The following is a 24827-nucleotide window of genomic DNA, read 5'->3' on the forward strand; positions in this document are numbered from 1 at the left end:
GCCCAGCCATGCCCAAGCACTACCTGATGTGCCGCCCGGAGTTCTTCGCGGTCGAGTACGCCATCAACCCCTGGATGGACCCCTCCGAGGGCGCCGACCGCGAGGTGGCGATCGGGCAGTGGGAGTCGCTGAAGGCGGCCTACGAGGGCCTCGGGCACAAGGTGAGCCTGATCGACCCGATCGACGGGCTGCCGGACATGGTCTTCGCCGCCAACGGCGCGCTCGTCGTGGGCGGCCGCGTGTACGGCGCGCGCTTCGCCTTCCCCGAGCGCGCCGCCGAGGGCCCCGCCTACCTGAAGTGGTTCGTGGAGCAGGGCTTCGAGCAGGCCAAGGAGGCGGAGTTCACCAACGAGGGCGAAGGGGATTTCCTCACACTCGACGACGTCATCCTGGCCGGGACCGGCTTCCGGACCGACCGGTCGGCGCACCTGGAGGCCCAGGAGTTCCTCGGCGTCCCAGTGGTCACGCTCCAGCTCGTCGACCCGCGCTTCTACCACCTGGACACCGCGTTGTTCCCGCTCGACGGGCGGAATATCGCGTACTACCCCGGAGCGTTCAGTGAAGGGAGCCGTGAAGTGCTGCGCCGGATGTTCCCCGACGCGGTGATCGCCACCGCGGCCGACGCGGAGGTCCTCGGACTCAACGCGGTCAGCGACGGCTCCACCGTCGTGATCAATACCGAAGCGCACGACCTTCAGCTCGAGCTGAAGCGCCGTGGCTACGAAATCGTCACCGTCGACCTGTCCGAGCTTCGCAAGGCGGGCGGCGGACCGAAGTGCTGCACCCTGGAGATTCGATGAGCACCACCACCGACCTGATCGAGATCAGCGAGCGCCGGAGCGCGCACAACTACCACCCGCTGCCGATCGTCATCCACGAGGCGCACGGTGCGTGGGTCACCGACGTCGAGGGCAAGCGCTACCTGGACTTCCTGTCCGGGTACTCCAGCCTCAACTTCGGTCACGGCAACGAGAAGATCATCGAGGCCGCCCAGGAGCAGCTCCGCAACCTCACGCTGACCAGCCGCGCGTTCTACCACGACCAGTTCGCGCGGTTCGCGGCCGGGCTCGGCGACCTCACCGGCAAGGACATGATCCTGCCGATGAACACCGGCGCCGAGGCCGTCGAGACGGCGATCAAGGTCGCCCGCAAGTGGGGCTACGAGGTCAAGGGCGTCGCGCCGGAGCAGGCCAACATCATCGTGATGGAGGACAACTTCCACGGCCGCACCACCACGATCGTCAGCTTCTCCACCGACCCGGACGCGCGCGACAACTTCGGCCCGTACACCCCCGGCTTCACGATCGTGAAGTACGGCTCCGCCGAGGCGATCCGCGAGGCGATCGACGAGAACACCGTCGCGGTCCTGGTCGAGCCGATCCAGGGCGAGGCCGGCGTGCTGGTGCCGCCGGACGGCTACCTCACCCAGGTGCGCGAGATCTGCTCCGAGAACAACGTGCTGATGATCGCCGACGAGATCCAGTCGGGCCTCGGCCGGACCGGCAAGACCTTCGCCTGCGACCACGAGGGCGTCGTCCCGGACATCTACGTCCTGGGCAAGGCCCTCGGCGGCGGCGTCGTCCCGGTCTCGGCCATCGCCGCCAACAGCGACGTGCTCGGCGTCATCAAGCCGGGCCAGCACGGCTCCACCTTCGGCGGCAACCCGCTGGCCTGCGCGGTCGGCAACGCGGTCATCGAGATCCTCAACACCGGCGAGTTCCAGGAGCGCGCCACCCGCCTCGGCGAGATCCTGCACGCCCGGCTCGGCGAGCTGGTCGGCAAGGGCGTCATCACCATCCGCGGGCGCGGCCTGTGGGCGGGCGTGGACATCGACCCCTCGCTCGCCACCGGCCGCCAGGTCTCCGAGGCGCTGCTGGCGCGTGGCGTGCTCGCCAAGGACACGCACGGCTCCACCATCCGCCTGGCCCCGCCGATCGTCATCTCGGAGGAGGACCTCCTCTGGGCCGTCGACCGGCTCGCCGAGGCCATCGCCTCCTTCACCCAGGCCTGACCCCTGTTTTCCAGTACGGCCCGCATCCGGTCCTCCGGGTGCGGGCCGTACGCGTGTCAGCCGGAGGGCGTCGGCGAGGGCGAGAAGGTGGGCACACCCGGGCCGGGAGTGGGCGAGACGATCGCCGGCTCGGAACTGGGCGGAGGCAGGGTCGAGGGCAGGGGCGGCACCGTCGACGAGAGCGTGTCCGTGTACGGGCGCGGGGTGTACCAGGCGGCGTCCCAGGAGCCGGGGGCCGGCTTCGGCGCGACGAGGCAGCCGCCGCCACCGAGCCCCTCCGGTGCCGGAACCAGCTCGTGCCGCACCCGTGCCGACAGGTACTTGACGGTCCCCACCGGCAGCGTCCCATCGGCGACGGTGAGGGTGCGGCGGGCGCCCAGCAGCAGGTAGCTCTGCGGGTCGAAGATCAACTCTCGCAGCTCCCCTTCGTGCTCGAAGCCCAGGGCGGTCCCGGCCCGGCCGAGCGCGTCCCGGGTCCCTTCGATCACCCGATAGCCGGGCCAGCCCTTGAGCGCCTCGAAGACGGCCCTGCGCTGGGGAAGGGGCGCGTAGAGCTCCTGGAGCAGGCGCTCGATCTCCCCCCTGCCCACCGGGCTGGTGTCCCCGCCCAGGCGCTCGACGAGGTAGGCCCGCATGGCGGCCGGCTCGGTGGGCAGCGTCCGCAACAGGGCGTAGTCGGAGCGCGCCTGCTCCGGCAGCTTCGCGCAGGGCGCTACCTGGAAGTCCGCCGGTCGCCGCATCGGTTGTACCGGCCTGCCGCGCCGGCCGGTCTCGACCAAGCCCGCCCCGGCCGGCTCCACCGGTTGCCAGGAACGCTCGTACCAGCTCGACCACGTCCGCGCGGAGGTGGCGGAGTCGAGCGCCTGGCGGAGCGTCTCGGTGACGATGAGCTGGCCCGGCCGGGGATCGAGCTCCGGCAGGTCGCTCGTGGTGGCCCACTGGGTGTCACCCGGACCGCCGGACGCGACGATCGCCACCCCGCCCACCAGCACCCCGGTGAGGGCGAACACCGCCGCCAGCGGTCCGGCGACGCCCCAGGCGCGGGAACGGCGGGGCCGGCCGGCCGGCTGGCCGAGCAACCGGGCGCGCAGCGCCTGTCTGGCCCTCTCCGGGTACGGCGGGGCCTCCGGGCGGTGTTCGGCGAAGATCCTGACCTCGTCATCCACTGTGCCGCTCCTCCACGAAGGGACCCAGGTCCCGGCGTACCTTGGCCCGTAACCGGTGCAGCCGCGAGCGGACCGTCCCGACCGGCACGGCGAGGGCCAGGGCCGCGTCCTCGTAGGACAGGTCGGCCCACGCCAGCAGGAGCAGCAGGTCGCGCTCGGCGGCGTTGAGCCGGGTGAGGGCCCGGGCCAGCCGGGGCTGGAGCTGCTGGGCGCTGACCCGTTCGGCGCTGCGCTCGTCGAAGGCGGCCTCGGAGCCGCCCGGCCGGTCGGCCGCGAGGCGAGCCAGCGCGCGGGTGCGCCGGCGTTCGGCGCGGCGGTGCTGGGCGATGACCCGGGTGGCGATGCCGTACAGCCAGGGCCGGGCGTCCTCGCGGGCGCGGTCGTAGTCGGCGCGGCGGCGGAAGGCGGTCAGGAAGACCTCGCCGACCACGTCCTCGGCGAGCTCGCCGCCGAGCCGCCGGGCGGCGTAGCGGAACAGCTCGTCGGCGTGCCGGTCGAAGAGCCGCGCGAAGGCCTCCGGTTCGGTCAGCGACCGCCCGATCAGCTCGGCGTCAGCGGTCAAGGAAGGTCCTCCCGGGAATCACTGCTGTCTTCCCGTACTTGGCCGCAGACTGAGCCCTGGTTCCGCCTGTTTTCCCGCCGTTTCGCGGCCGGTCAGCCGAGGGTCCAGGCGAGGAGCGGTTCGGGGGCGGGGGCGGGCACGAAGCCGGCCCGGGCGAGCTCGGCCTCGAGGTCGGCGCGCGTGGGCCGGTAGGCGTCGCTGACCACGACCGTCTCGTCGATGACCACGCCGCGCTGGCGGATCAGGTAGCGGAAGCGCGAGGTGACCCGGCCGGGCTCGGCCGCCAGGACGCGGGAGCGGATCTCGTAGACGTGCCGGCCGACGCGGTAGCCGGCCAGGAGCTCCTCCTCGCCGGATTCGGGCAGCGGGCGCTCGCGGTGGTTGAGCACGAGCAGGCCGCCGGGTTCGAGCTGGCGGGCGAGCACGGGCCAGAGCCGCTCGCGCTCCTGCGGCGAGAAGGCGGCCAGCACGGCGATCAGCACGACCGCCTCCACCGGCTCGTCGAGCTCGACGTCCAGGCCGCCGCAGGGCAGGACGGTGACCCGGTCGAGCAGCTCGGGCCGGTCGGTGAGCCGGGACAGCAGCACGCCGCGCATGGCGAGGGCGGGCTCGACGGCGAAGATCTCCGCCGGGGTGGCCGTGGCGATGATCTCGGTGACCCGTCCGGTGCCCGCGCCGATCTCCAGGACGCTCCGCCGTACTCCGGACAGCAGGCCGGGCAGGTGCTCGCGGACGGCGGGCAGGTGGCCGTCGTCGTGCCAGAGGTCGTAGAAGGGCACGGCCCTGGAGAAGTGCTCGTCCATCCCGCTATTTCACATCCCGCTACTTCACCCTGAGCGCGTCGATCGGCGCGAAGTCGGGCGAGGCGGTGTACCAGGTGACGGTGGCGGCCTCGCCGAGGTCGAGGGTGGCCAGGGCGTTGCTGAACCACGGCCCCTTGGTGATCCGCCAGCGGAAGGGCGGGCGCGGCAGCCCGGCCAGCCGGGCCAGGAAGCGGCCGACCAGGGTGGCCAGCCCGAACTGGGTGATCACGTTGGCCAGGCGGAGCGTACGGCTGAGCGGGTTGCGGATGGGCGAGCAGACGAGCTGGTGGATCGGCCCGGCCTGGGCGGCGTAGGAGTAGTGGACGTCGCCGGACAGGATGAGGACCGGCTTGCCCTGCCGGTGCAGCAGGCTGCCGAGCTGGTCGAAGGACTGCCGGAAGGCGGCCCAGTGCTCCAGGTCGAAGGCCTGCCGGAAGGTCTCGGACAGCCGCGCGACCAAACGGCCCCACCTGCCGTCGGACAGGGCCTCGTTCCAGTTCTGGACGTAGTGCACGCCCTCGGGCAGCAGGTACGGGATGGACGAGCCGATGACCAGCCGCCCGGTCGGCGCGCTGACCTGCTCCAGCAGCCACGACCACTCGGTGGGGTCGAGCATCATGCGGTCGCGCGGGGTGAGCTGGCGGGCGCAGCGGGTGTCCACCATGATCAGGCGGGTGTCGCCGAACTCGCGCGAGTAGCTCCAGCGGTTGCTGGCCGGGTCGGCGTCGGCGCGGGCGGCGAAGACGTCGAGCGCCTTGGTCGCCTCCACCTCGTCGCACTCGCGCAGCCGGGCGAAGAGCTCGTCCTCGGCCCGCTCGGCCGGGGAGAGGTTGCCCAGGTGCTGGTAGACCCAGTAGGCGCCCAGCCCGGCGATGACGCGGCGCGGCCACCACTCGACCTTGGCCATCTTCCGCCGCCAGTCGCGCGAGGTGTTCCAGTCGTCGCGCAGGTCGTGGTCGTCGAAGATCATGCTGGTCGGCACGGTCGACAGCAGCCAGCGGATCTCCGGGTCGGACCAGGCCAGCCGGTAGAGCTCGGCGTACTCCTCGTAGTCGGCGATCTCCTTGGCGGGCTCGGTGCCGGGCCGGCGTTCCTGGATGAAGCGCACCATCTCCGCCGACGGGCTGTCGGCGTAGACCTGGTCCCCCAGCAGCAGCAACGCGTCGGGCCACTCCTGCTCAGGGGCATTCTTCAGGTGCCGGGCGTAGGCGCGCAGCAGGTCGGGGCCGTGCGTGCGGTTGTGCGCGGCGTCGTGGGGCACGCTGGTACGGCAGGAGCCGAAGGCCAGCCGGGTGGCCTTGTCCTGGTTGGTCAACGTGATGCGGCTGGGCGACTCGCCCGGCAGCGGCCACACCCGCTCACCGTCCAGCCGCACCTCGTAGGCGCCCGCCGCCTCGATGTCCACGATGGCGTAGTGATGCCCGTGCACGGTGAAGGTCCGCGAGCTCGCGTCCACGCCGCTCGCGCGCACGCCCACCTCGCAGGGCACGCTCGTCTCCACCCAGATCGAGGCGCTGCTCGAATCCACATACCGCAGCAGCGGCCCCACCACCAGTGATGCCATGCCGTACCCCTTCCCACTTCAAACGATCACAACAGATCGGCCGCGAAGCCACAACAGACGCAACGCCACCCCCTAGCCAACGCCAAACCCCCCGCCTAGGGTTGATTCCGACAGATCGCCCATACAGGTAAGGCAACGGCGCCTTGCCTGAATTATGGGCGTCCATAACAGGAGGACTTCCTTCCATGACCGTCATGGTGCCGTCAAGGACGCCGGCCCACTCGATCACCCCCGGCCGCCAGGCCCTCGACTCCGCGCTCCACCAGCTCGCCCAGGCCGCCGAAGGACTCGGCCTCGACGAGGGCCTGCACGCGATGCTCGCCACCCCCCGCCGCTCGCTGACCGTCTCGGTCCCGGTGCGGCGCGAGGACGGGCGCATGGACGTCGTGCAGGGCTACCGCGTGCAGCACAACATCACCAGAGGCCCGGCGAAGGGCGGCATCCGCTTTCATCCCGGCACCGACCTCGACGAGGTCACCGCGCTGGCGATGTGGATGACCTGGAAGTGCGCCCTGGTGGGCATCCCGTACGGCGGCGCCAAAGGCGGCGTGGCCGTGGACCCGGGCTCGCTCACCACGCGCGAGCTGGAGCGGCTCACCAGGAGATACGTCAACGAGATCCTTCCGCTCATCGGCCCGGAGAAGGACATCCCCGCCCCGGACGTCGGCACCGACGAGCAGACCATGGCGTGGATCATGGACACGTACAGCGTCAACGCAGGCTACTCAGTCCCCGGGGTCGTGACCGGTAAACCCACCACTTTGGGTGGGTCGCTCGGCCGCGCCGGCGCCACCTCGCGCGGCGTTCAGATCGCCACGATGGCCGCCTTGGACCGTTCCGGCGACGGCGTCACCGTGGCCGTGCAGGGCTTCGGCAAGGTCGGCGCGCTCGCCGCCCAGTACCTCGCCGACGCCGGCTGCCGCGTCGTGGCCGTCTCCGACGTCACCGGTGCCATCCACTCCGCCGCCGGCCTGGACGTCGCCGCCGTGCGCGCCTGGGTCGCCGAGACCGGCGGCGTGCGCGGCTACCGCGAGGCCGACGCCCTCGGCCTGGACGAGCTCCTGGAGCTCGACGTCGACGTGCTCGTCCCGGCGGCGCTCGAAGGCGTCCTCACCGCCGCCAACGCCCCGCGGGTGAAGGCCAGGCTCATCGTGGAGGGCGCCAACGGGCCCACCACTCCCGAGGCCGACGCCATCCTGGCCGACGCCGGCACCGTCATCGTCCCGGACATCCTCGCCAACGCCGGCGGGGTGATCGTGTCGTACCTGGAGTGGGTGCAGAACATGCAGGCCTACTCCTGGAGCGCCGGCGAGGTGGACGTGCGGCTGCGTGACCTCATGGAGGGCGCCTTCGGCGAGGTCAAGTCCCTGGCCGCCGACCGCGGCGTCACCCTCCGCGACGCGGCCCACCTGATCGGCGTCGGCCGCGTCGCCGACGCCCACCGCATGCGGGGGCTCTACCCCTGAGCCTGCTCTCATGCTCCTCGGCTGATGGTGGGGCCGGACTCCAGACGGTCCCGCCCCACCATCAGCCGCCCGACCGCCCGGGGAGCATGTGGGCCTAGGGCACGGCTTCCCATTCCGGCGGCCCGGCCGAGCAGCGCTCCGGGTCCAGCAGGACCACCTGCCCGTCTTCGGTGGCCACCACGTTGCCCACCCATGCGTCGCCGTGCACCACGCTGTGCGGCAACCCGGGCTGCAGCGCCTCCCATCGCGAGCGGAGGTCGGCCAGTCGCTCCCGCAACCATGCCCGATCCCGCTCGGCCAGTGTGACGGCCTGGTCGACCGCTGGCCGACATCCTGGCCGGTGAGGCGTGGATCGGGTTGCTCGGGCAGGTGCCGCGCAAGGTCGGCCGAGACTGCAAGCCGGCGGCGACTGCAGCCCGGCCGAGACTCTGTGCGAGAGCAACGCCCTCATCCTGCCGACAATCTCGGCCGAGACCCTGACGCGCCGGGGGGCGGCCAGTGATCGCCGCGCGTCCATACTCGGTCATGGACTGGAAACAGGAAGCGTCCGCCCTCGCCTCCGTGGCGACCCCGCCCGGCTCCCGCCGGCGTGGCCCGGTCGAGAGCACGCCCCGGCACGTGCTCGTCCCGAACTGGTGGGCGGCCGGGAACGGCGGCTGGCGGCTTCGTCGCGGTCAAGACGACGTCGAGAGGTGGTTGTCGGCGGCTTATCGTGACCGGACACTCGTCACCCGGGTCGGGCCGCTGCACGCCGACGACGCCGCTCCGGGCACGTCCGCGACCGGCCGCGCCACCTCGTCCTCGACGCTGCCGAGCCTGGTCGTCCAGATGTACCGGCACGCCTCCATCGCCGACCACGACACCGTCCTGGACGTCGGCACCGGCAGCGGGTACGGCACCGCAGTCCTGTGCGCCCGCCTCGGCGACGCCCGTGTCACCGCCATCGACATCGACCAGCAGCTGAACGACGCCGCCGCCGATCGGCTGGACACGATCGGCCATCGGCCGCGCATCCTCACCGGCGACGCGGCCGGCCCGCTCGACGGACAGTGGGACCGCATCGTCGCGATGGTCGCCATGCCGACCGTCCCGCCCTCCTGGCTGGACGCGCTCCCCACCGGCGGCAGGCTGGCCACCACTCTTGCCGACATGGGCCTCATCCTCACCGCCGAGAAGCTCACCGACGGCACCGCGGCGGGCCGGGTCGAGCGCGACCAGGCAGCGTTCATGCACACCCGCACCGGTGACGACTACCCGCCTCGGGACCTGGCCCTGCGTGATCGGGCGCTGGTGGAGGACGGCGAGCACGTCGAGCCGGGCCGTTACCCGGTGCTCGACGTGGTCGAAGCGTGGGACGTGCACACCATGATCAGCATCCTCGCCCCTGGCACCCAGCACCACTACGCCGAGCACGACGACGGGCGCAGGGTCGCGGTGATGACTCACGCGGACGGCTCCTGGGCTCGCGCCGTCGAGCGTGACGGCCGCGTACTGGTGCACCAGTCCGGGCCGCGCCGCCTGTAGGACGTCCTCGACCGGCTCCGCGACTTCTGGATCCGGAACGGTGAACTGCCGTTCCGAGGCGCCCGTGCGACGATCACCCCCGATGGTGTGATAACCCTGTGCCGAGGACGATGGGAGGCCACGATCGACCCGACAGCCGTCCCCTAGACCGCTGAGGGCGCAACGGCTGGGCTTAGGAGTGACTGTCCTCCGACCGCAGGATCTCCTCAGCCCGTTCCGCGAGATCCGGCTCCGCCTCCAGCATCCCGATGAACGGCAGGCCGCGGGCCGCCGGCGGCTAGTCGAGTTGGTCACGGACCAGGCGTAGCAGAGGCGCCACCTTCTCCTCGGGCAGCAGATCCACCAGGTGATGAAGCTCCTCGCGCATCACGCTCACGCCTCGAGTCTAGAAACCGAGCCTCCCAGCCAGGACACGCAGCCCAATTCGTTCCCGAAGCCCGGCAACCGTCTCTTCCCCGCATGCCTGCTTGACGTGCGTTGTCGCCGTCCCGGTTCCCGTACGTCGTCACGCCGCGGCCCTTCCCTCCACGCGCACCTTCGGCAGCGGACCTCGCGTCACCTTCCTGACCCTCGCCACGGCGAGGCTGCGGCATCTCGGGATCTCTCACCTTCTGGCCATCGGCTCAATCCGGGCCACCCATCACGCAGCCAGAAGCCGAGGCGCACAACGGTGGGCAAGTGGGGTGTGGGGGCTCTGCCCCCACAGAGAAACAGCCCGAGCCCGAAGGGCGAGGACCACCGGGGCGGGCATCAGGCGCGTAGAAGTCCAAGCGCGCCACGGGTGGGCCGGTGGGGGTGTGGGGGGCTCGGCCCCCCACAAAAGGGAGCCCGGAGCGAAGCGGAGGCCCGGTCTACTGTTGTTCGAGGGCCCGGATGAGGTCGTCGAGGTCGGTCATGAGGCGTCCCGTGCGGTCGGGCCCGTAGGCGGCCTCGATGTCCCGGTGGTGCTCGGCCACCGTGCCCTCGACGCGGGCCAGGAGGTCGACACCCCGGTCGGCGAGGAAGACGGCGACACGGCGGCGGTCGCCCGCGCAGGGCCCCCGGTAGACGAGGGCGGCGTCGATCAGGCGGTCGACGGCCTTGGTGAGGGTCGGGTGGGGCATGAGGACGGCGACGGCGAGTTCGCCCATGGAGTGGCCCTGCCCGTCGGCCAGGGCACGCAGGATGCGCCACTGCTCGACGGTGACGCCTTCGGCGCTGAGGGCGGTGGCGAGGGCGCGGTTGACGCTGCGTTCGGCCCGGCTGAGGAGGTAGGCGAGTGAGGCGCCGAGCCCGGTCGTCACCATCGAATCCTCCAGCCCCGTACGAAATGCCGCCGTAAGGGAGGATACTCGTCCACGTGGTCCCGATGGTCGATCCGCTGGAGGCACGGCTGCTGCCGTCCGAGGCGACGAGGATCGGGCTGATCGTGCCGGTGTCGGGAGTGCTGGGCATGGTCGGCCCGAGCGCGATCAACTGCGCGTTGCTCGCGGCGGAGGAGTTGAACGCCAAGGGCGGCATCCTGGGCCGTCCGGTGGAGCTGGTGCTCGTCGACGGGGGCCGCCGGCCGTACGAGGTGGCCGAGGAGGTGGCGGGGCTGGTGGCCGGGGGCACGGTCCAGGCGCTGGCCGGGTCGGTGGCCAGCGACGTGCGGGTGGCGATCGTGAGCGCGGTGCGCGGGCGGGTGCCGTTCGTGTACGCGCCGCCGTACGAGGGGGGCGGGCACGCGAAGGGCGTGTACTTCCTGGGTGAGACGCCGGTGCGGCAGCTTGGGCCGGCGATCGCGTGGCTGGCCGAGCACCGGCGGGCGCGGCGGTGGTTCCTGCTGGGCAACGACTATGTCTGGCCGCGGCTGGTGCACTCCGGTGTCCGGAAATATCTGGAGCAGGTGGTGGCTGAGCTCTATGTGCCGTACGGCAGAGCAGCCGCCACCATCGAGACGATCAAGTCGACCCGCCCCGACGCCATCCTGGTGACCCTGATCGGCAGCGACCTGGTCGAGTTCAACCGCGAGTTCAACGCCTCGGGCCTGACCACCCCCCGGCTGTGCGCGGCCCTGGAGGAGCACGGCCTGATGGGCATCGGCGGTGACGACACCGGCGAGCTGTACGCCTCGATGGGCTACTTCCACGGCCTGACCACCGACGCCGGCCTGCGCTTCGCCGAGCGCTACACCAGGGCCTTCGGCCCGAGCGCCCCGCTGCTGAACGCGCACGGCCACGGCCTCTACGAGGCGGTCGCGATGCTGGCCGCGCTCGCCGCCAGGGCGGGTTCGCTGGCCGTACCCGACATCGACGCGCACGCGGACGGCACGTCGATCACCAGCGCGCGCGGGCGGCTGACCCTGGAGGACCGGCACGTCCGGCAGCGGGTCCTGCTGGGCCGGGCCGACGGGCTCGAATTCTTGCTGGAGAAACCTTTTCTCTAGAAAGCGATAGGTCCTAGGGTGCCTTCCAGGCATCCCGCACGAAATCGAGGTTGTATGAACGTCCTGACCTACCGCCCGGAGCCCAGCGAGCTCAGCTACACCTTCGGCGGCCGGGCACCGGTCGCGAAGGTGCGCCCGGGGACGATCCTGGAGCTGTTCACCGAGGACTGCTTCGGCGGCCGGGTGCGGGACGTGGGCGACCTGCCGTCGCAGGTGTGCGAGTTCCCCTTTCTCAACCCGGTGACCGGCCCGTTCCACGTGGAGGGCGCCGAGCCCGGTGACACGCTGGCGTTGCACTTCGTCTCGATCACCCCGGCCCGGGACGTGGCGTGGTCGTCGACCTTCCCGCTGTTCGGCGCGCTGACCGGCACGCACACCACCGCGACGCTGCAGCCGGCGCTGGAGGAGCGGGTCTGGCGTTACGACCTCGACCTGGAGCGACGGGTGGCGCGGTTCGAGGCCCGCCGCAGCGACTACTCGGTCGAGCTGCCGCTCGACCCGATGCACGGCACCGTCGGCGTCGCCCCGGCGGCCAACGAGGCCCGGATGACGATCACGCCGGACGCGCACGGCGGCAACATGGACACCACCGAGCTGCGTGCCGGCGTGACCGCCTACCTGGGGGTCAACGTCGAGGGCGCGTTGTTCGCCATCGGCGACGGGCACGCCCGCCAGGGCGAGGGCGAGGTCTGCGGCACCGCGCTGGAGTGCGCGATGAACACCGTGGTCGCGGTCGAGCTGATCAAGGGCGTCGCCACCCCGTGGCCGCGCCTGGAGGACGATCTGCACCTCATGTCCACCGGCTCGGCCCGGCCGCTGGAGGACGCCTTCCGGGTCAGCCAGCACGACCTGGTGACCTGGGCGGCCGAGCTGACCGGGCTCGACACCCTGGACGCCTACCAGTTGATCAGCCAGGCGGGCACGGCGCCGGTGGGCAACGTCTGCGACACCAACTACACGATGGTGGCGAAGGTCGCCAAGGAGTACCTGCGCGGCGGCGAGGTGTACGGCTCGGCCCACGCGCGGCTGCGCGAGCTGGCCCGGCAGTACACCGCGCAGCGCTAGTCAGGCGCCGAACCACCTGCGGAGGTGGGCGAGCAGTTCCTCCTGGGCCTCGCCCGCCCACGCGACGTGGCCGTCGGGCCGCAGCAGGAGCGCGGGCGCGTCCAGCTCGGGGCTGACGTCGACGACGTGCTCGACGCGGCCCTCCCAGCCGGCCGCCGACAGCCGGCCGGTCTGGTCGAGCAGCAGGCCCCGACCGCCGTGCATCAGCTCGTAGAGCCGCCCGCGCTTCAGCTCCACGTCGCGCAGCCGCCGGCCGACCAGCTCGTGCCCGCCTTCGCCGAAGTCGTAGCGCACCGAGACGGCGGTGACCTTCTCCATCAGGTGCCGATTGACCTGCTCGAAGTCCATCAGCTCGGACATCACCCGGCGCATGGCCCGCGGCCCGGGCTCGGTGGACATGAGCAGGCCCTGGGCGCGGGTGTTGTCCAGGACGTCGGCGGCCACCGGGCGGCGCTCGGCCTCGTAGCTGTCCAGCAGCCCGTCCGGCGCCCAGCCGGCGACCTCGGCGGCCAGCTTCCAGCCGAGGTTGAAGGCGTCCTGGATGCCGAGGTTGAGCCCTTGCCCGCCGAGCGGCGGGTGGATGTGCGCGGCGTCGCCGGCCAGCAGCACCCGGCCCTCGCGGTAGCGCTCGGCCAGCCGGGTGGCGTCGCCGAAGCGCGACAGCCAGCGCGGCGAGTGCACGCCGAAGTCGGTGCCGGCGTAGCGGCGGAGCTGGCGGCGGAAGTCCTCCAGGGTCGGCGGGACGGTCTTGTCCCGCGTGAGCCCGTCGGCGGGCACGACGACGCGGAAGACGCCTTCGCCGCCGATCGGGCCGAGGCCGAAGAAGAGCTCGGTCTTGCGGATCTCCGTCACGAGCTCGGCGATCGCCGCCGGGTCCTCGGTCACCTCCATCTCGCCGAGCAGCGTCTCGCGCCGGGCCGGCTCGCCGGGGAAGCCGATGCCGAGCAGCTTGCGCACGGTGCTCCGGCCGCCGTCGCAGCCGACCAGGTACCGGGCGCGCAGGCGGGTGCCGTCGGCCAGCTCGGCGGTCACGCCGTCCGCGTCCTGGCTGAGGCCGGTGAGCTCCCGGCCGCGGCGGATCTGCGCGCCCGCCTCGGCCGCGTGCTCCTCCAGCAGCCGGTCGATCACCGGCTGCGGCAGGCCGAGGAGGTAGGGGTGGGCGGTGTCCATCCCCTCCGGCCACGGCTTCATAATGCCGGCGAAGTAGCCGCCGAGCTGGAACTTCTTGCCGGGCTCGAGGAAGCGCCCCAGCAGGCCGCGCTGGTCCATCACCTCGATGCTGCGCACGTGCAGGCCGAGCGAGCGGACGAAGGGCGGCGGGGTGGCCTCCTTCTCCAGGACGACCACCTCCACGCCCCACAGCCGCAGCTCGGCGGCCAGCATCGTGCCGGTCGGTCCACTGCCCGCGATGATGACGTCGATCATCACTTCCCCCTTGTTTTCGCAGGTCCGGACGTACGGCTAGCGATTGTGCGGCATGACGGGGGTCTTGCCGCAAGCCCCGGGTCGCGCTATATGTTGAAAGTGGCGGGAAGTGTCTACTCCCGTCAGCGCTCCGCGGCGACGGCGATCTCCTCGCAGATCTGGTGCGTGACCAGCGCGTCGCCCGCGTCGAGCAGCTCACCGGCCCGCACCGCCTCCAGGAAGGCCAGCGTCACCTGTTCGACCCCGCGCTGGCGGGAGACGGGCACCCAGTCGGGCCGCCGGACCAGGCTCTCGCCGGCCGGGGTGTAGGTCACCACGTCGCCGAGGTTGACCACGCGGCTCTTCTGCCCGCCGCCCATGACCTCGCAGGACTCCTCCGAGGCGCCGCTCGCGCGGTGCATGGTGCCGATCGTGGTGAAGCCGTCGCCGTGCAGGCTGAGGACGATGTGCTCCAGCACGCCGCCGGCCACCCGCACCTGGAAGGAGTGCGAGCGCACCGGGCCGGGGGCCAGGAAGCGCAGGGTGTCGACGACGTGGATGAAGTCGTCGAAGACCGCCCGGCGCGGGGTGTCCGGGAAGCCGGTGCGGTTCTTCTGCATCAGCACCAGGTCACGAGGCGCCTGGGCCAGGGCGGCGTAGCCGGGGGCGTGCCGGCGGTTGAATCCGACCAGCAGCGAGCGCCCGGCCTCGCGCGCCAGCCGTACCAGCGCCTCGCTCTCGCCGAGGGTGTAGGCGATCGGCTTGTCGACGTAGACGTGCACCCCGGCCTTGAGCAGCGTCTCCACGATCGCCGGGTGGGCGTCGGTGGCGGCGTGGACGAAGGCCGCCTCGACCCCGGCGGCCACGACCTCCTCGACCGAGCTCGACAGGGCGGCGACCCGGTGGGCGGCCCCCAGGCGCTCCAGCGTCCGGGGGTTGCGCGTGCACAGGTGGAGGTCGAGTCCGGGCTGGGCCGCGAGCACCGGGAGGTAGGCCTTCTCCGCGATGTCCCCGAGCCCGATCATGGCGATTCTCATCGCCCCAGGGTACGGCGGAGCGCCTCGTCGAGCGGCGTGGGCGCCATGCCGAAGGTCTTCTGGAAGTCGGTGGAGTCCATGACGAACGGGGCGGTGAACTGGTAGCGCACCTCGCCCAGCTCGCCGATCATCGGGGAGAACAGCCCGGCCGCCCGCACCAGCGGCCACGGCAGGGAGCTCATCTTCGGCGCGGGCTTCCCGAGCACGGCCGCCATCCGCGCGCCCATCTGCCGGAAGGTCTGCGGTTCGTCGCTGGGCACGTGCCAGGCGCGGCCCCAGGCCCGCTCCTCGCGCCCGGCGATGATCAGGGCGTCGGCGACGTCGGGCAGGTAGGTCCAGGTGTGCGGGACGTCGAGCGGCCACAGCACCGGGATGCGCCGCCCGGCCAGCAGCGGCGCGATGAAGCGGTCGCCGAGGTAGGACTGGTCGGTGGCGCCCGGGCCGAAGTAGTCGGAGCCGCGCACCTCGACCGTCCGGATGCCAGCGGCCAGCGCGTCGTGCCACATGCGGGTCCGCACCTTGAACTTGGCCGAGGGCGAGGCCAGCGGCAGGTCCTCGGTCATCGGGCCGCGCACCGGGCCGTAGGGGTAGAGGTTGCCCAGGATGGTCAGGACCGCGCCGGTGTCGCGGGCGGCGGCCAGGAAGGCGTCGGCCATGGGCGGCCAGTCGGTGAGCCAGCGGTGGTAGGGCGGGTTGACGCAGTTGTAGATCACGTCGGCGCCGCGGGCGAGCTCGGTGAGCCGGCCCGGGGCGGCGATGTCGGCGGACACCCTGGTGGTGCCGTCCGGGCCGCTGCCGGAGCGGGTGACCACGACGACCTCCTCACCCTGGGCGGCGAGCTTGGCGGCCAGGTGCGAGCCGACCTGGCCGGCTCCGACGACGATGTGCTTTCCCATGATCAGACCTGCTTCCAGACGAGGCGGAGGACGCCGTTGAGCGCCCAGAGGGCGAAGAAGGCGGCCGCGGGGGCGGCCGAGGCGGCGAAGTAGAGCAGGACCGCGCCGCCGCCGAACCAGACCAGTTCGAGCAGGAGGCGGGCGAGCCCGGTGAGCGGGTAGGTGGCGCCGTTGGCGGCGCCGAACAGGGCCCACACGGCGATGAAGAGGGCGGGTGCGCCGATCCCGGCGACGATCCGGACCAGCCAGCCGGCCGGCAGGGTGAAGCCCCAGAATCCGGCGGCGGCCAGCACGCCGAGCTCCAGGAGGAACATCAGGAGCAGGTTGGCGCCCTTGAGAACCGACATCATCGCCTCGCAATTTCGTGATTAGTGCTTCGCAACGAGAGCAATGCTCTCCAAACGAAGCGCACTTGTCAAGAGCGGTGCTCTCACAAACGGGCACCGCTCTGATACGGTGACGGCTATGAGCGCTGGACGTACGGCACGAGAACGGGTCAGGGCTGAACTGACCAGGGAGATCACCGAGATCGCGCGGCGTCACCTGGCCACGGAGGGGGCCGGCGGGCTGTCACTGCGCGCGGTCGCCAGGGAGATGGGGATGGTCTCCAGCGCGATCTACCGCTACTTCCCGACCAAGGACGACCTGCTGACCACGCTGATCATCGAGGCGTACAACGCGGTCGGCGACGCGGTCGAGCAGGCCGACGAGGCGTGCGACCGGGACGACTACACCGGGCGCTGGCTGGCGATGTGCACCGCGGTGCGCACCTGGGCGCTGGCCCATCCGCACGAGTACGCGCTGATCCACGGCACGCCGGTGCCCGGCTACCAGGCGCCGCAGGACACCGTGGACCCGGCCTCCCGCGACGGGGTGCGCTTCGGGCTCCTGATCGCCGAGGCGGCGTCGGCGGGGGCGGTGGCCGCGCCGCCACCCACCCCCGCCCCGCCGGGCGCGGCACAGGACGCCCGGCACCTGGAAGCGATCTTTCCAGGGGTCCCGCCCGAGGTCGCACTGCGCGCGGTGCACGCGTGGACCTGGTTGTACGGGTCGGTCAGCTTCGAGTTGTTCGGGATGTACAACAACCTCTTCCACCACCTGGACGCGACCTTCGAGCACGGAGCCCGCTCGATGGCCGCCTACTTGGGGTTCACTCGCTGACGTCCTGGACCGCCCAGCTCCGCCGTACGGTGAGGAAGAACAGCGCCGCGGCGACGGCGAGGATGCCCGCGGTGACGAACAGGCTCGGGCGGCCGATCACCGGGTCGAGCGCGCTGGCGTAGACGACGTAGCCGAGCGCGAGCAGCCCGGCGACCGGCGCGAGCGGGTAGAGCGGCATGCGGTAGGTGCCGCGTGCCGTACTGCCGTTGCGCCGGCCGGCGATGACCGCCACGCACAGCGCGGCGTACAGCACCACGAGCGAGGTGCCGGTGACGACGAGCAGGAACGACAGCGGCACGAAGCAGACCGCGGCGCTGATCACCCCGGCGACCAGCGTGGCGGGCCACGGCGTGCCGAAGCGCGGGTGGATCGTGCCCAGCACGCGGTTGACGCCGGCCGGCCAGGTGGCGTCGCGGGCGGTGCTGAAGATCAGCCGGGCGCAGAGCAGCATGATGGCCAGGACCGCGTTGACGATGGCCAGGGCGATGCCGAGGCTGACCAGCGTGGCGAGCGTGGAGCCGCCGCGCGCGGTGACGAAGCCGAGCATCACGTCCCCCTGGAGGCTGTCGGCCGACAGCAGCACCGCGGTGATCGGGATGAGCTCGGCGGCGACGGTGATGAGCAGGGCCCAGAGGATCACCCGGGCGATGTCGCGGCGCGGTTCGTGCGTCTCCTCGCCGAAGTAGACCGCCGAGCCGTACCCGTTGTAGGAGAAGATCGCCACGGCGGTGGCGATCGCGATCAGGCCCAGCCCGCCGCCGGCCAGCGGCTCCACCAGGATGGCCGAGGCCGGACGGGTGACGTTGGCCAGCCCGAGCCAGGTCACGACCGCCAGCGCGAGCATCTCGACCGCCAGGAAGATCCCGGTGACCAGCGCGTTGACCTTGATGTCCAGGACGGCGAGCACCATCGCCAGCAGCACGGTCACCGCGGCGACGACCGGCCCGTTGAGGCCGGGGATCAGCGCGCCGAGGTAGGTGCCGACGCCGAGCGCGATGACCGCGAGGATGAGGAGCTGGGTGACCAGCACCAGGACCAGCGCCATGAAGCCGGGCAGCCGGCCGAGGGTGCGGCCGATGATGGTGTACTCGCCGCCGGTGAGCGGATAGGCGGACGACAGCTCGGCGTAGACGAAGGCCATGAAGACGCCGACCACCGCGGCGGCGACGTAGCTCCAGAAGGCGCCGGTCCCCGCCTGGGCGATGACGCCCGGGGCGATGATGAAGACCGACGAGGCCGGGGTGATGGCGGACAGGACGATGAGGAGGGTGCCGAAGGCCCGTAACCCGCGCGGCAGAGTGGTCATGACGCCTCCATACTTTTAACAAGCATCAAAGAACTCGACGTCGGCCCCGTCAATAGCTTTGAATGTCATTCAGACAACTGAGAGGTGAGATGGCACGACCCTCCCGTGCGCACGAACGCCGTGCGCACCTGATCGAGGCGGCCCGCCGCAGCGTCGTCGAGCGCGGCCTGCTGGGGCTGCGGCTGCGCGACGTCTCGGAGGAGGCGGGCATGTCACCCGGCTCGGTGCTCTACTACTTCCCCGGCCTCACCGACCTGCTGCGCGAGGTGCACCGGGAGGCGGTCGAGCGCTTCTGCACCGCCCGTGAGGAGGCGGTGCGCGAGGAGCCCGACCCGGGGCGCAAGCTGGCCGCGATGATCGACAGCGGGTTGCCCGGCGACCCGCGCGACGAACTGTGCGTACTGCTCTACGAGCTCGGCGCCATCGCCCGGCGCGACGCCGGCTGCGCGGCCGAGTACATCCGGCTCTACGAACGACAGGTGGGAATCTACGTGGCCATTCTGGAAGCGGGCGCGGCCACCGGCCGCTTCGCCCTCACCGGCGACGCGGTGGTGATCGCGCGCAACCTCGTCACCCTGGAGGACGGCTACGGCCTGCACGCCACCATGGCCGTGCCGACCGTCACCCCCGCACAGGCCGCGGCGCAGATCCGCGCCTACGCCGCCGGCGTCACGGGGGTGAGCCTGTGAGGGCGCGCGACCTCGGCCTCGCGCTCGCCGGGCTGCCCGGGGCGCACAACGCGATCACCGACGTCCCCGGCGTCGAGGTCGGCTACACCACGCTCGTGGCCGGCGACGACGTGCGCACCGGCGTGACCGCGATCCTCCCCCGACCGCGCCCCGACCTGGCCCTGCCGTGCGCCGCGGGCTGGCACTCGCTCAACGGCAACGGCGAGATGACCGGCACCGCCTGGATCAGCGAGAGCGGCTCGGCCGGCCTGCCCATCATGATCACCAACACGCACGCGGTCGGCTCCTGCCACCGCGGCGTCGTCGAGTGGGTCACCCGCGAGCGGCCCGCCGGGGCGCACGAGTGGCTGCTGCCGGTGGTGGCCGAGACCTGGGACGGCTACCTCAACGACATCAACGGCGATCACGTACGCCCCGAGCACGCCGTCGCGGCCATCGACGCCGCGCACCCCGGCCCGATCGCCGAGGGCTCGGTCGGCGGCGGCACCGGCATGAACTGCTACGGCTTCAAGGCCGGCAGCGGCACCGCCTCCCGGCTGGTCTCGCACGGCGAGGACACCTACACCGTCGGCGCCTTCGTCCAGGCCAACTTCGGCGCCCGCCGCGAGCTCACCATCACCGGCCGGCCGGTCGGCCCGTTCCTGCTCGACGACGACCCGTTCGCCGACGCCGCGCCCCCGCCCGGCGCGGGCTCGGTCATCGTCGTGCTGGCGACCGACGCGCCCCTGCTTCCGGGCCAGTGCACCGCGCTCGCCCGGCGGGTCCCGCTGGGCCTGGCCAGGACCGGGACCACCGGCTCGCACTTCTCCGGCGACATCTTCCTGGCCTTCTCCACCGCCAACGCCGGGGCGCTCACCAGCGGCTTCCCCGAGGGCGCGGCGGTCTACGAGAGCCTGCGCTTCGTGCCCTGGGGATGGATGGACCCGTTCTACCGCGCGGTGGTCGAGGCGGTGGAGGAAGCCGTGCTCAACGCCCTGGTCGCCGGCCGTACCATGACCGGGCGGCAGGGCCGGCGGGTGCCGGGACTGCCGCTGGAGCGGGTCCTCGGGCTGCTCGGCTGACGGTCACCGGAACGGGCGCGCGAACTGGTCGAGCACCTCGTCGCTGACCTCCTGCAGGGTGCGGGCCTCTTCCTCGGCCAGCCACCGGTGCGTGGCGATCCGCAGCGCGGCCAGGAACGCGCCGGCGATCACCATCGGGTCCACCCCGTCCGGCTGGACCCGCCCGGCCAGGAGCTGGCCGAGCTCGTTCTCCAGCCGGACCCGGCCGGCGAGCTGCCGCGCCAGCAACGACGGGTGCTGCTTGGCCAGCCGGGCGCGCTGCAGCCATTCGCGGTCGGGCGAGCCCTGCTCGCCGTAGTAGGACGCGAACGCCCCCCGCAACGCCTGCCAGGCCGAGTACTCCGCCGGCTGGTCGCGGACGAGCTGGACGAGTTCCGCCACGCGCTGCTCGTCGCCGTAGAGCAGCGCGTCCTCCTTGCTCTCGAAGTAGTTGGAGAAGGTCCGCCGCGAGATGTTGGCCGCGTCGGCGATGGCCTCGACCGTCACGTGGTCGAGCCCGTGCTCCATCACCAGCCGCAACGTGGCCTCGTGCACCGCCTGGCGCGTCTCGGCCTTCTTGCGCTCGCGCAACCCGACTGTCGTGTCCATGATGCGGACGAGCTTACCGGAGGGGAATAAATGCCCAGTGCGCAAACTTTCTCACTGTGCATGTATGGTGTCCCAGTCATCCCCTTTCCTGGAGGTCGCGAATGAGCGCACAGCCGGCAGCGCCGCCCACGGCGGCACCCATGAACCACCGCCAGGTGCTCGAATCGCTCAGCGGCCTGCTGCTCGTGCTCTTCGTCGCGATGATCAGCGGGACCGTCGTCTCGGTCGCGCTCCCCCAGATCATCGGCGCCCTCAACGGCACGCAGTCGCAGTTCACCTGGGTCATCACCGCCTCGCTGCTGGCCTCGACCGCCTCCACGCCGATCTGGGGCAAGCTCGCCGACCTGTTCGACAAGAAGCTCCTGCTCCAGATCTCCATCGTGCTGTTCACCGTGGCCTCGCTGGCCTGCGGCTTCGCCCAGAACGCCGGGCAGCTCATCGCCTTCCGCGCGGTCCAGGGCCTGGCCATGGGCGCGGTGCAGATCCTGGCGCAGGTGATCATCGCCGCCATGATCAGCCCCAAGGAGCGCGGCCGCTACAACGGCTACCTCGGCGCCGTCATGGCCGTCGCCACCGTCGGCGGGCCGCTGCTCGGCGGCCTGCTCACCGACACCTCCTGGCTCGGCTGGCGCTGGTGCTTCTTCATCGCCGTGCCGTTCACCGCGGTCGCCCTGGTCCTGCTGGCCAAGACGCTGCACCTGCCCGACACCCGCCGCACCGGCGTCTCCATCGACTACTGGGGCGCCACCCTCATCGCCACCGGCGTCAGCGTCCTGCTCATCTGGGTCACCTTCGTCGGCAACAGCTTCGCCTGGCTGTCGTGGCAGACCGCGGCCATGGCCGGCGGCGGCGTCGTGCTGCTCGCCCTGGCCACCTGGGTCGAGACCCGCGTCAAGGAGCCCGTCGTCCCGCTGCACGTCATCCGCCGCCGCACCCCGGCCCTGGCCATCCTGGCCAGCCTCGCGGTCGGCATGGCCATGTTCGGCGGCTCGGTCTTCCTCGGCCAGTACTTCCAGACCAGCCGCGGCTTCGGACCCACCGAGGCGGGCCTGCTCACCATCCCGATGATGGCCGGCGTCCTGCTCTCCTCCACCATCAGCGGCCGGATGGTCTCCCGCACCGGCAGGACCAAGCCGTACATCATGGTCGGCCTGATCGTCCTGACCGCCGGCTTCCTGGGCCTGTCCACCATCGACCACGCCACGTCGCTGGTCCTGATCTCGCTCTACATGCTCCTGGTCGGCATCGGCGTCGGCATGTCCATGCAGAACCTCGTCCTGGTCGTCCAGAACACCGTGCCGCTCCGCGAGATCGGCGCCGCCAGCGGCGCGATCACCTTCTTCCGCTCGCTCGGCGGCACCGTGGGCGTCTCCGTCCTCGGCGCCATCCTGGCCAACCAGGTCACCGCCAACGCCCTGGAGGGCCTGGCCAAGGCCGGCGTCCCCGTCACGGGCGCCACCACCGGCAAGATCGGCCCCAACCTGGGCAACTTGCCGGAGCCGATCCAGGAGATCATCAAGGTCGCGTACGGCGACGCCACCGGGCACATCTTCCTCGTCTCGGCGGGCATCGCGGTCGTCGGCATCATCGCCGCGGCCTTCCTCAAGCCGGCCACCCTGCGCGACAGCCTGGACCTGCCGTCCGAGCCCAAGCAGGAGGCCACCGCCTCGGCCTGATCACCCCGAGGCACCGCAGACCGGAGGCCGCGTCCCCCTCGCCCGGGGGCGCGGCCTCCCCCGTTCGCGGTGGGTCTCCCGTTTTGTCGGACCGCGCGGCTACCCTGCGTGCTGTGGATCAGGTCGAACCGCTTCAGATGCCACCGCTGGTGCTCTACGCCGGCAAATCCCCCGCTTTCCTGCTGGCCTGGCGGCGGGGCACGGCCGACGGGCAGCCCGTCTGGGAGGCCCGCCTCGCCGTACCGCAGTCACAGGTGGACGTCTACGGCCACCGCGTGCACGGGCTCAACTACCGGTGGGCGCCCGCCGCGGAGCTGAAACAGCTCCCCGGCGTGGACTACTCGCCGGTCCCCCGGCCCGCGCCCGGCGACGACGCCGAGCCGCAGCCGCTGCGGATGCCGCCGCTCGTGCTGCGCCCGGACGGCTCGCCCGCCTTCCTGCTGGCCTGGCAGCCGGTCACCGGCGAGGGCGGCACCCGGTGGGAGGGCGTCCTGGCGACGATGCCCGACCAGGCCGATCTGCGGGTCGAACAGGCCCGCGCCGCGGCCTCCGAGATCACCAAGCTGCCCGAGGCCGACTACAGCGGCGTCCCCGCACCCGGCCGATAGCCCGGGGGCGCGTGGCGCCCCCGGGTGGAAGGCGGTTACCGGGTGGCCCGGTTGACGGCAGAGATGATGGCCTTGAGCGAGGCCGTCGTGGTGTTGGCGTCGATGCCGACGCCCCACAGCACCTGCCCGCCGACCTCGCACTCCACGTAGGAGGCGGCCTTGGCGTCCGAGCCGGAGGTCAGCGCGTGCTCGACGTAGTCGAGGACCCGCACCTCCACGCCAACGGCGCCGAGCGCGTCCACGAAGGCCGAGATGGGCCCGTTGCCGGTGCCGCTGATCTCCCGGATCTCGGCGTCGAAGCGCACGTCGGCGCTGATCCGGTCCTTCTCGTCGACGGTCGACTCGTGCCGGTGCGCCATCAGGCCCAGCCGGCCCCAGCGGTTGGCCGGGTTGGGGAGGTACTCGTCGGCGAAGACGTCCCACATCTGCGCGGGCGTGACCTCGCCGCCCTGGTCGTCGGTCTGGGCCTGCACGACCCGGGAGAACTCGATCTGCAGCCGCCGCGGCAGGTCGAGCTGGTGGTCGGCCTTCATGATGTAGGCCACACCGCCCTTGCCGGACTGGCTGTTGACGCGGATGACCGCCTCGTAGCTGCGCCCGATGTCCTTCGGGTCGATCGGCAGGTACGGCACGGCCCAGGTGTAGTCGTCCACCGGCACCCCGGCCGCGGCCGCGTCGCGCTCCAGGTGCTCGAAGCCCTTCTTGATGGCGTCCTGGTGGGAGCCGGAGAAGGCGGTGTAGACCAGCTCCCCGCCCCACGGGTGGCGCGGGTGCACGGGGAGCTGGTTGCAGTACTCGGTGACGCGACGGATCTCGTCGATGTCACTGAAGTCGATCTCGGGGTCGACGCCCTGCGAGAACAGGTTCATGCCCAGGGTCACCAGGCAGACGTTTCCGGTGCGCTCGCCGTTGCCGAACAGGCAGCCCTCGATCCGGTCGGCGCCGGCCTGGTAGCCGAGTTCGGCGGCGGCGACGGCGGTGCCGCGGTCGTTGTGCGGGTGCAGCGACAGGATGATGGAGTCGCGGTGGGCCAGGTTCCGGTTCATCCACTCGATCTGGTCGGCGTAGATGTTGGGCGTGGCCATCTCGACGGTGGCGGGCAGGTTGATGATGACCTTGCGGTCGGGGGTGGGCTGCCAGACCTCGTTGACCGCGTTGCAGACCTCGACGGCGTAGTCGAGCTCGGTGCCGGTGAAGGACTCGGGCGAGTACTGGAAGTGGACGTCCACCTCGCTGGCCTCGGCGAGCTTCTTGACCAGCTTGGCGCCCTCGACGGCGATGGCGGTGATGCCCTCGCGGTCCTGGCCGAACACGACGCGGCGCTGCAGGGTCGAGGTGGAGTTGTACAGGTGCACGATGGCGCGGTGCACGCCGGCGAGCGACTCGAAGGTCCGCTCGATCAGCTCGGGGCGGGCCTGGGTCAGCACCTGGATGGTCACGTCCTCGGGGACGCGGCCCTCTTCGATGATCTTGCGGATGAAGTCGAAGTCGGTCTGGGAGGCGGCCGGGAAGCCGACCTCGATCTCCTTGTAGCCCATCCGGACCAGCAGCTCGAACATCTGGAGCTTGCGGTGGGAGTCCATCGGGTCGATCAGGGCCTGGTTGCCGTCGCGCAGGTCGACCGCGCACCACCGGGGGGCCTTGGTGACGACCTGGTCGGGCCAGGTGCGGTCGGCCAGCCGTACGGGCTGGAAGGGCTGGTAACGGTGGATGGGCATGCCACTGGGCTGCTGAGAAGTCATCGGGGTTCCTCGCCGGTTTCGTCAAGACGGAAAGCGGCCGACACGCGGAAGCGGCACCGCGGCGAGGGAGCCGGCCTCTTACAGGCCCCCG

The 24827-nt window shown here is 71.7% G+C and carries 24 protein-coding genes; 11 read left to right on the forward strand and 13 right to left on the reverse strand.

The window, feature by feature from the left end:
- Window positions 1–8: 8 nt before the first annotated feature.
- Both ddaH and rocD read left to right on the forward strand, forming a co-directional pair.
- Window positions 9–800 carry a dimethylargininase gene (gene ddaH / locus AB0I67_RS23495; RefSeq protein ID WP_357927245.1) on the forward strand — a complete coding sequence of 264 codons (792 nt, stop codon included), beginning with the start codon at window positions 9–11 and terminating at the stop codon, window positions 798–800.
- Entirely contained in the window at window positions 797–2011 is a 1215-nt protein-coding gene (gene rocD, locus AB0I67_RS23500; protein WP_357927247.1) for an ornithine--oxo-acid transaminase, read from the forward strand. The genes ddaH and rocD overlap by 4 nt, the downstream gene beginning before the upstream one ends.
- Before the next feature lie 56 nt (window positions 2012–2067).
- Here rocD and AB0I67_RS23505 read toward each other — a convergent pair whose 3' ends face one another.
- The 4 genes from AB0I67_RS23505 to AB0I67_RS23520 all read right to left on the reverse strand — a co-directional run bounded on the left by AB0I67_RS23505 (window position 2068) and on the right by AB0I67_RS23520 (window position 6106).
- Window positions 2068–3177 (reverse strand): hypothetical protein, encoded by a 1110-nt coding sequence (locus tag AB0I67_RS23505; protein WP_357927249.1) that lies wholly within the window; start codon window positions 3175–3177, stop codon window positions 2068–2070.
- A complete protein-coding gene (locus AB0I67_RS23510) occupies window positions 3170–3739 on the reverse strand; it encodes an RNA polymerase sigma factor (protein ID WP_357927250.1) in 570 nt (189 codons plus the stop codon). Before AB0I67_RS23510 ends, AB0I67_RS23505 begins: the two co-directional genes overlap by 8 nt.
- A gap of 92 nt (window positions 3740–3831) precedes the next feature.
- A complete protein-coding gene (locus tag AB0I67_RS23515) occupies window positions 3832–4542 on the reverse strand; it encodes a class I SAM-dependent methyltransferase (protein WP_357927252.1) in 711 nt (236 codons plus the stop codon).
- 19 nt (window positions 4543–4561) lie between these two features.
- A complete protein-coding gene (locus AB0I67_RS23520; RefSeq protein ID WP_357927254.1) occupies window positions 4562–6106 on the reverse strand; it encodes an alkaline phosphatase D family protein in 1545 nt (514 codons plus the stop codon).
- 185 nt (window positions 6107–6291) lie between these two features.
- Between AB0I67_RS23520 and AB0I67_RS23525 the strand changes: the two genes are divergently transcribed.
- Window positions 6292–7572 (forward strand): Glu/Leu/Phe/Val dehydrogenase, encoded by a 1281-nt coding sequence (locus AB0I67_RS23525; RefSeq protein ID WP_357927256.1) that lies wholly within the window; start codon window positions 6292–6294, stop codon window positions 7570–7572.
- 94 nt (window positions 7573–7666) lie between these two features.
- On the opposite strand, the gene AB0I67_RS23530 is transcribed toward AB0I67_RS23525, so the two are convergent.
- Complete coding sequence (locus tag AB0I67_RS23530) at window positions 7667–8089, reverse strand: phosphotransferase (protein ID WP_357927257.1); 423 nt, start codon at window positions 8087–8089, stop codon at window positions 7667–7669.
- Between the two features lie 8 nt (window positions 8090–8097).
- On the opposite strand from AB0I67_RS23530, the gene AB0I67_RS23535 reads away from it, so the two are divergent.
- Window positions 8098–9096, forward strand: coding sequence for a methyltransferase domain-containing protein (locus AB0I67_RS23535; RefSeq protein ID WP_357927259.1), 999 nt, complete (start codon window positions 8098–8100; stop codon window positions 9094–9096).
- A gap of 851 nt (window positions 9097–9947) precedes the next feature.
- Here the strand turns inward: AB0I67_RS23535 and AB0I67_RS23540 are convergent.
- Window positions 9948–10382 carry a MarR family transcriptional regulator gene (locus AB0I67_RS23540; RefSeq protein ID WP_357927261.1) on the reverse strand — a complete coding sequence of 145 codons (435 nt, stop codon included), beginning with the start codon at window positions 10380–10382 and terminating at the stop codon, window positions 9948–9950.
- 62 nt (window positions 10383–10444) lie between these two features.
- On the opposite strand from AB0I67_RS23540, the gene AB0I67_RS23545 reads away from it, so the two are divergent.
- Both AB0I67_RS23545 and AB0I67_RS23550 read left to right on the forward strand, forming a co-directional pair.
- Window positions 10445–11503, forward strand: coding sequence for a substrate-binding domain-containing protein (locus tag AB0I67_RS23545; protein WP_357927530.1), 1059 nt, complete (start codon window positions 10445–10447; stop codon window positions 11501–11503).
- 54 nt (window positions 11504–11557) lie between these two features.
- Complete coding sequence (locus AB0I67_RS23550; RefSeq protein WP_357927263.1) at window positions 11558–12568, forward strand: acetamidase/formamidase family protein; 1011 nt, start codon at window positions 11558–11560, stop codon at window positions 12566–12568.
- Here the strand turns inward: AB0I67_RS23550 and rox are convergent, their stop codons facing one another.
- The 4 genes from rox to AB0I67_RS23570 form a co-directional block, all read right to left on the reverse strand.
- Window positions 12569–13993, reverse strand: a complete 1425-nt coding sequence (gene rox / locus AB0I67_RS23555; protein WP_357927265.1) for a rifampin monooxygenase — start codon at window positions 13991–13993, stop codon at window positions 12569–12571. It lies immediately after the preceding gene.
- Window positions 13994–14115: 122 nt separating this feature from the next.
- Window positions 14116–15009 carry a Gfo/Idh/MocA family oxidoreductase gene (locus tag AB0I67_RS23560; RefSeq protein ID WP_357927267.1) on the reverse strand — a complete coding sequence of 298 codons (894 nt, stop codon included), beginning with the start codon at window positions 15007–15009 and terminating at the stop codon, window positions 14116–14118.
- The gene (locus AB0I67_RS23565) at window positions 15006–15905 is read right to left on the reverse strand and encodes an NAD-dependent epimerase/dehydratase family protein (protein ID WP_357927269.1); all 900 of its coding nucleotides are present in this window, start codon (window positions 15903–15905) and stop codon (window positions 15006–15008) included. The genes AB0I67_RS23560 and AB0I67_RS23565 overlap by 4 nt, the downstream gene beginning before the upstream one ends.
- A 2-nt stretch (window positions 15906–15907) precedes the next feature.
- Window positions 15908–16255: a YrdB family protein gene (locus AB0I67_RS23570; protein ID WP_357927271.1), complete on the reverse strand. Its 348-nt coding sequence runs from the start codon at window positions 16253–16255 to the stop codon at window positions 15908–15910.
- A 115-nt stretch (window positions 16256–16370) separates the two neighbouring features.
- On the opposite strand from AB0I67_RS23570, the gene AB0I67_RS23575 reads away from it, so the two are divergent.
- A complete protein-coding gene (locus AB0I67_RS23575; RefSeq protein WP_357927273.1) occupies window positions 16371–17066 on the forward strand; it encodes a TetR/AcrR family transcriptional regulator in 696 nt (231 codons plus the stop codon).
- On the opposite strand, the gene AB0I67_RS23580 is transcribed toward AB0I67_RS23575, so the two are convergent.
- Window positions 17056–18372 carry an APC family permease gene (locus tag AB0I67_RS23580; protein WP_357927275.1) on the reverse strand — a complete coding sequence of 439 codons (1317 nt, stop codon included), beginning with the start codon at window positions 18370–18372 and terminating at the stop codon, window positions 17056–17058. The genes AB0I67_RS23575 and AB0I67_RS23580 overlap by 11 nt on opposite strands.
- A gap of 89 nt (window positions 18373–18461) precedes the next feature.
- Between AB0I67_RS23580 and AB0I67_RS23585 the strand changes: the two genes are divergently transcribed.
- A complete protein-coding gene (locus tag AB0I67_RS23585) occupies window positions 18462–19061 on the forward strand; it encodes a TetR/AcrR family transcriptional regulator (RefSeq protein ID WP_357927277.1) in 600 nt (199 codons plus the stop codon).
- The gene (locus AB0I67_RS23590) at window positions 19058–20122 is read left to right on the forward strand and encodes a P1 family peptidase (protein WP_357927279.1); all 1065 of its coding nucleotides are present in this window, start codon (window positions 19058–19060) and stop codon (window positions 20120–20122) included. The genes AB0I67_RS23585 and AB0I67_RS23590 overlap by 4 nt, the downstream gene beginning before the upstream one ends.
- 3 nt (window positions 20123–20125) lie before the next feature.
- On the opposite strand, the gene AB0I67_RS23595 is transcribed toward AB0I67_RS23590, so the two are convergent.
- A complete protein-coding gene (locus AB0I67_RS23595; RefSeq protein ID WP_357927281.1) occupies window positions 20126–20710 on the reverse strand; it encodes a TetR/AcrR family transcriptional regulator in 585 nt (194 codons plus the stop codon).
- A 140-nt stretch (window positions 20711–20850) separates the two neighbouring features.
- On the opposite strand from AB0I67_RS23595, the gene AB0I67_RS23600 reads away from it, so the two are divergent.
- Together AB0I67_RS23600 and AB0I67_RS23605 are read left to right on the forward strand one after the other, a co-directional pair.
- The gene (locus tag AB0I67_RS23600; protein ID WP_357927283.1) at window positions 20851–22386 is read left to right on the forward strand and encodes an MDR family MFS transporter; all 1536 of its coding nucleotides are present in this window, start codon (window positions 20851–20853) and stop codon (window positions 22384–22386) included.
- A 113-nt stretch (window positions 22387–22499) separates the two neighbouring features.
- Window positions 22500–22994, forward strand: coding sequence for a hypothetical protein (locus AB0I67_RS23605; protein ID WP_357927285.1), 495 nt, complete (start codon window positions 22500–22502; stop codon window positions 22992–22994).
- A gap of 35 nt (window positions 22995–23029) precedes the next feature.
- Here AB0I67_RS23605 and leuA read toward each other — a convergent pair whose 3' ends face one another.
- Complete coding sequence (leuA, locus tag AB0I67_RS23610) at window positions 23030–24712, reverse strand: 2-isopropylmalate synthase (RefSeq protein ID WP_357927287.1); 1683 nt, start codon at window positions 24710–24712, stop codon at window positions 23030–23032.
- Between the last annotated feature and the right edge of the window lie 115 nt (window positions 24713–24827).

The organism is Nonomuraea sp. NPDC050310 (genome assembly GCF_040655795.1).
Taxonomy (GTDB): Bacteria; Actinomycetota; Actinomycetes; order Streptosporangiales; family Streptosporangiaceae; genus Nonomuraea.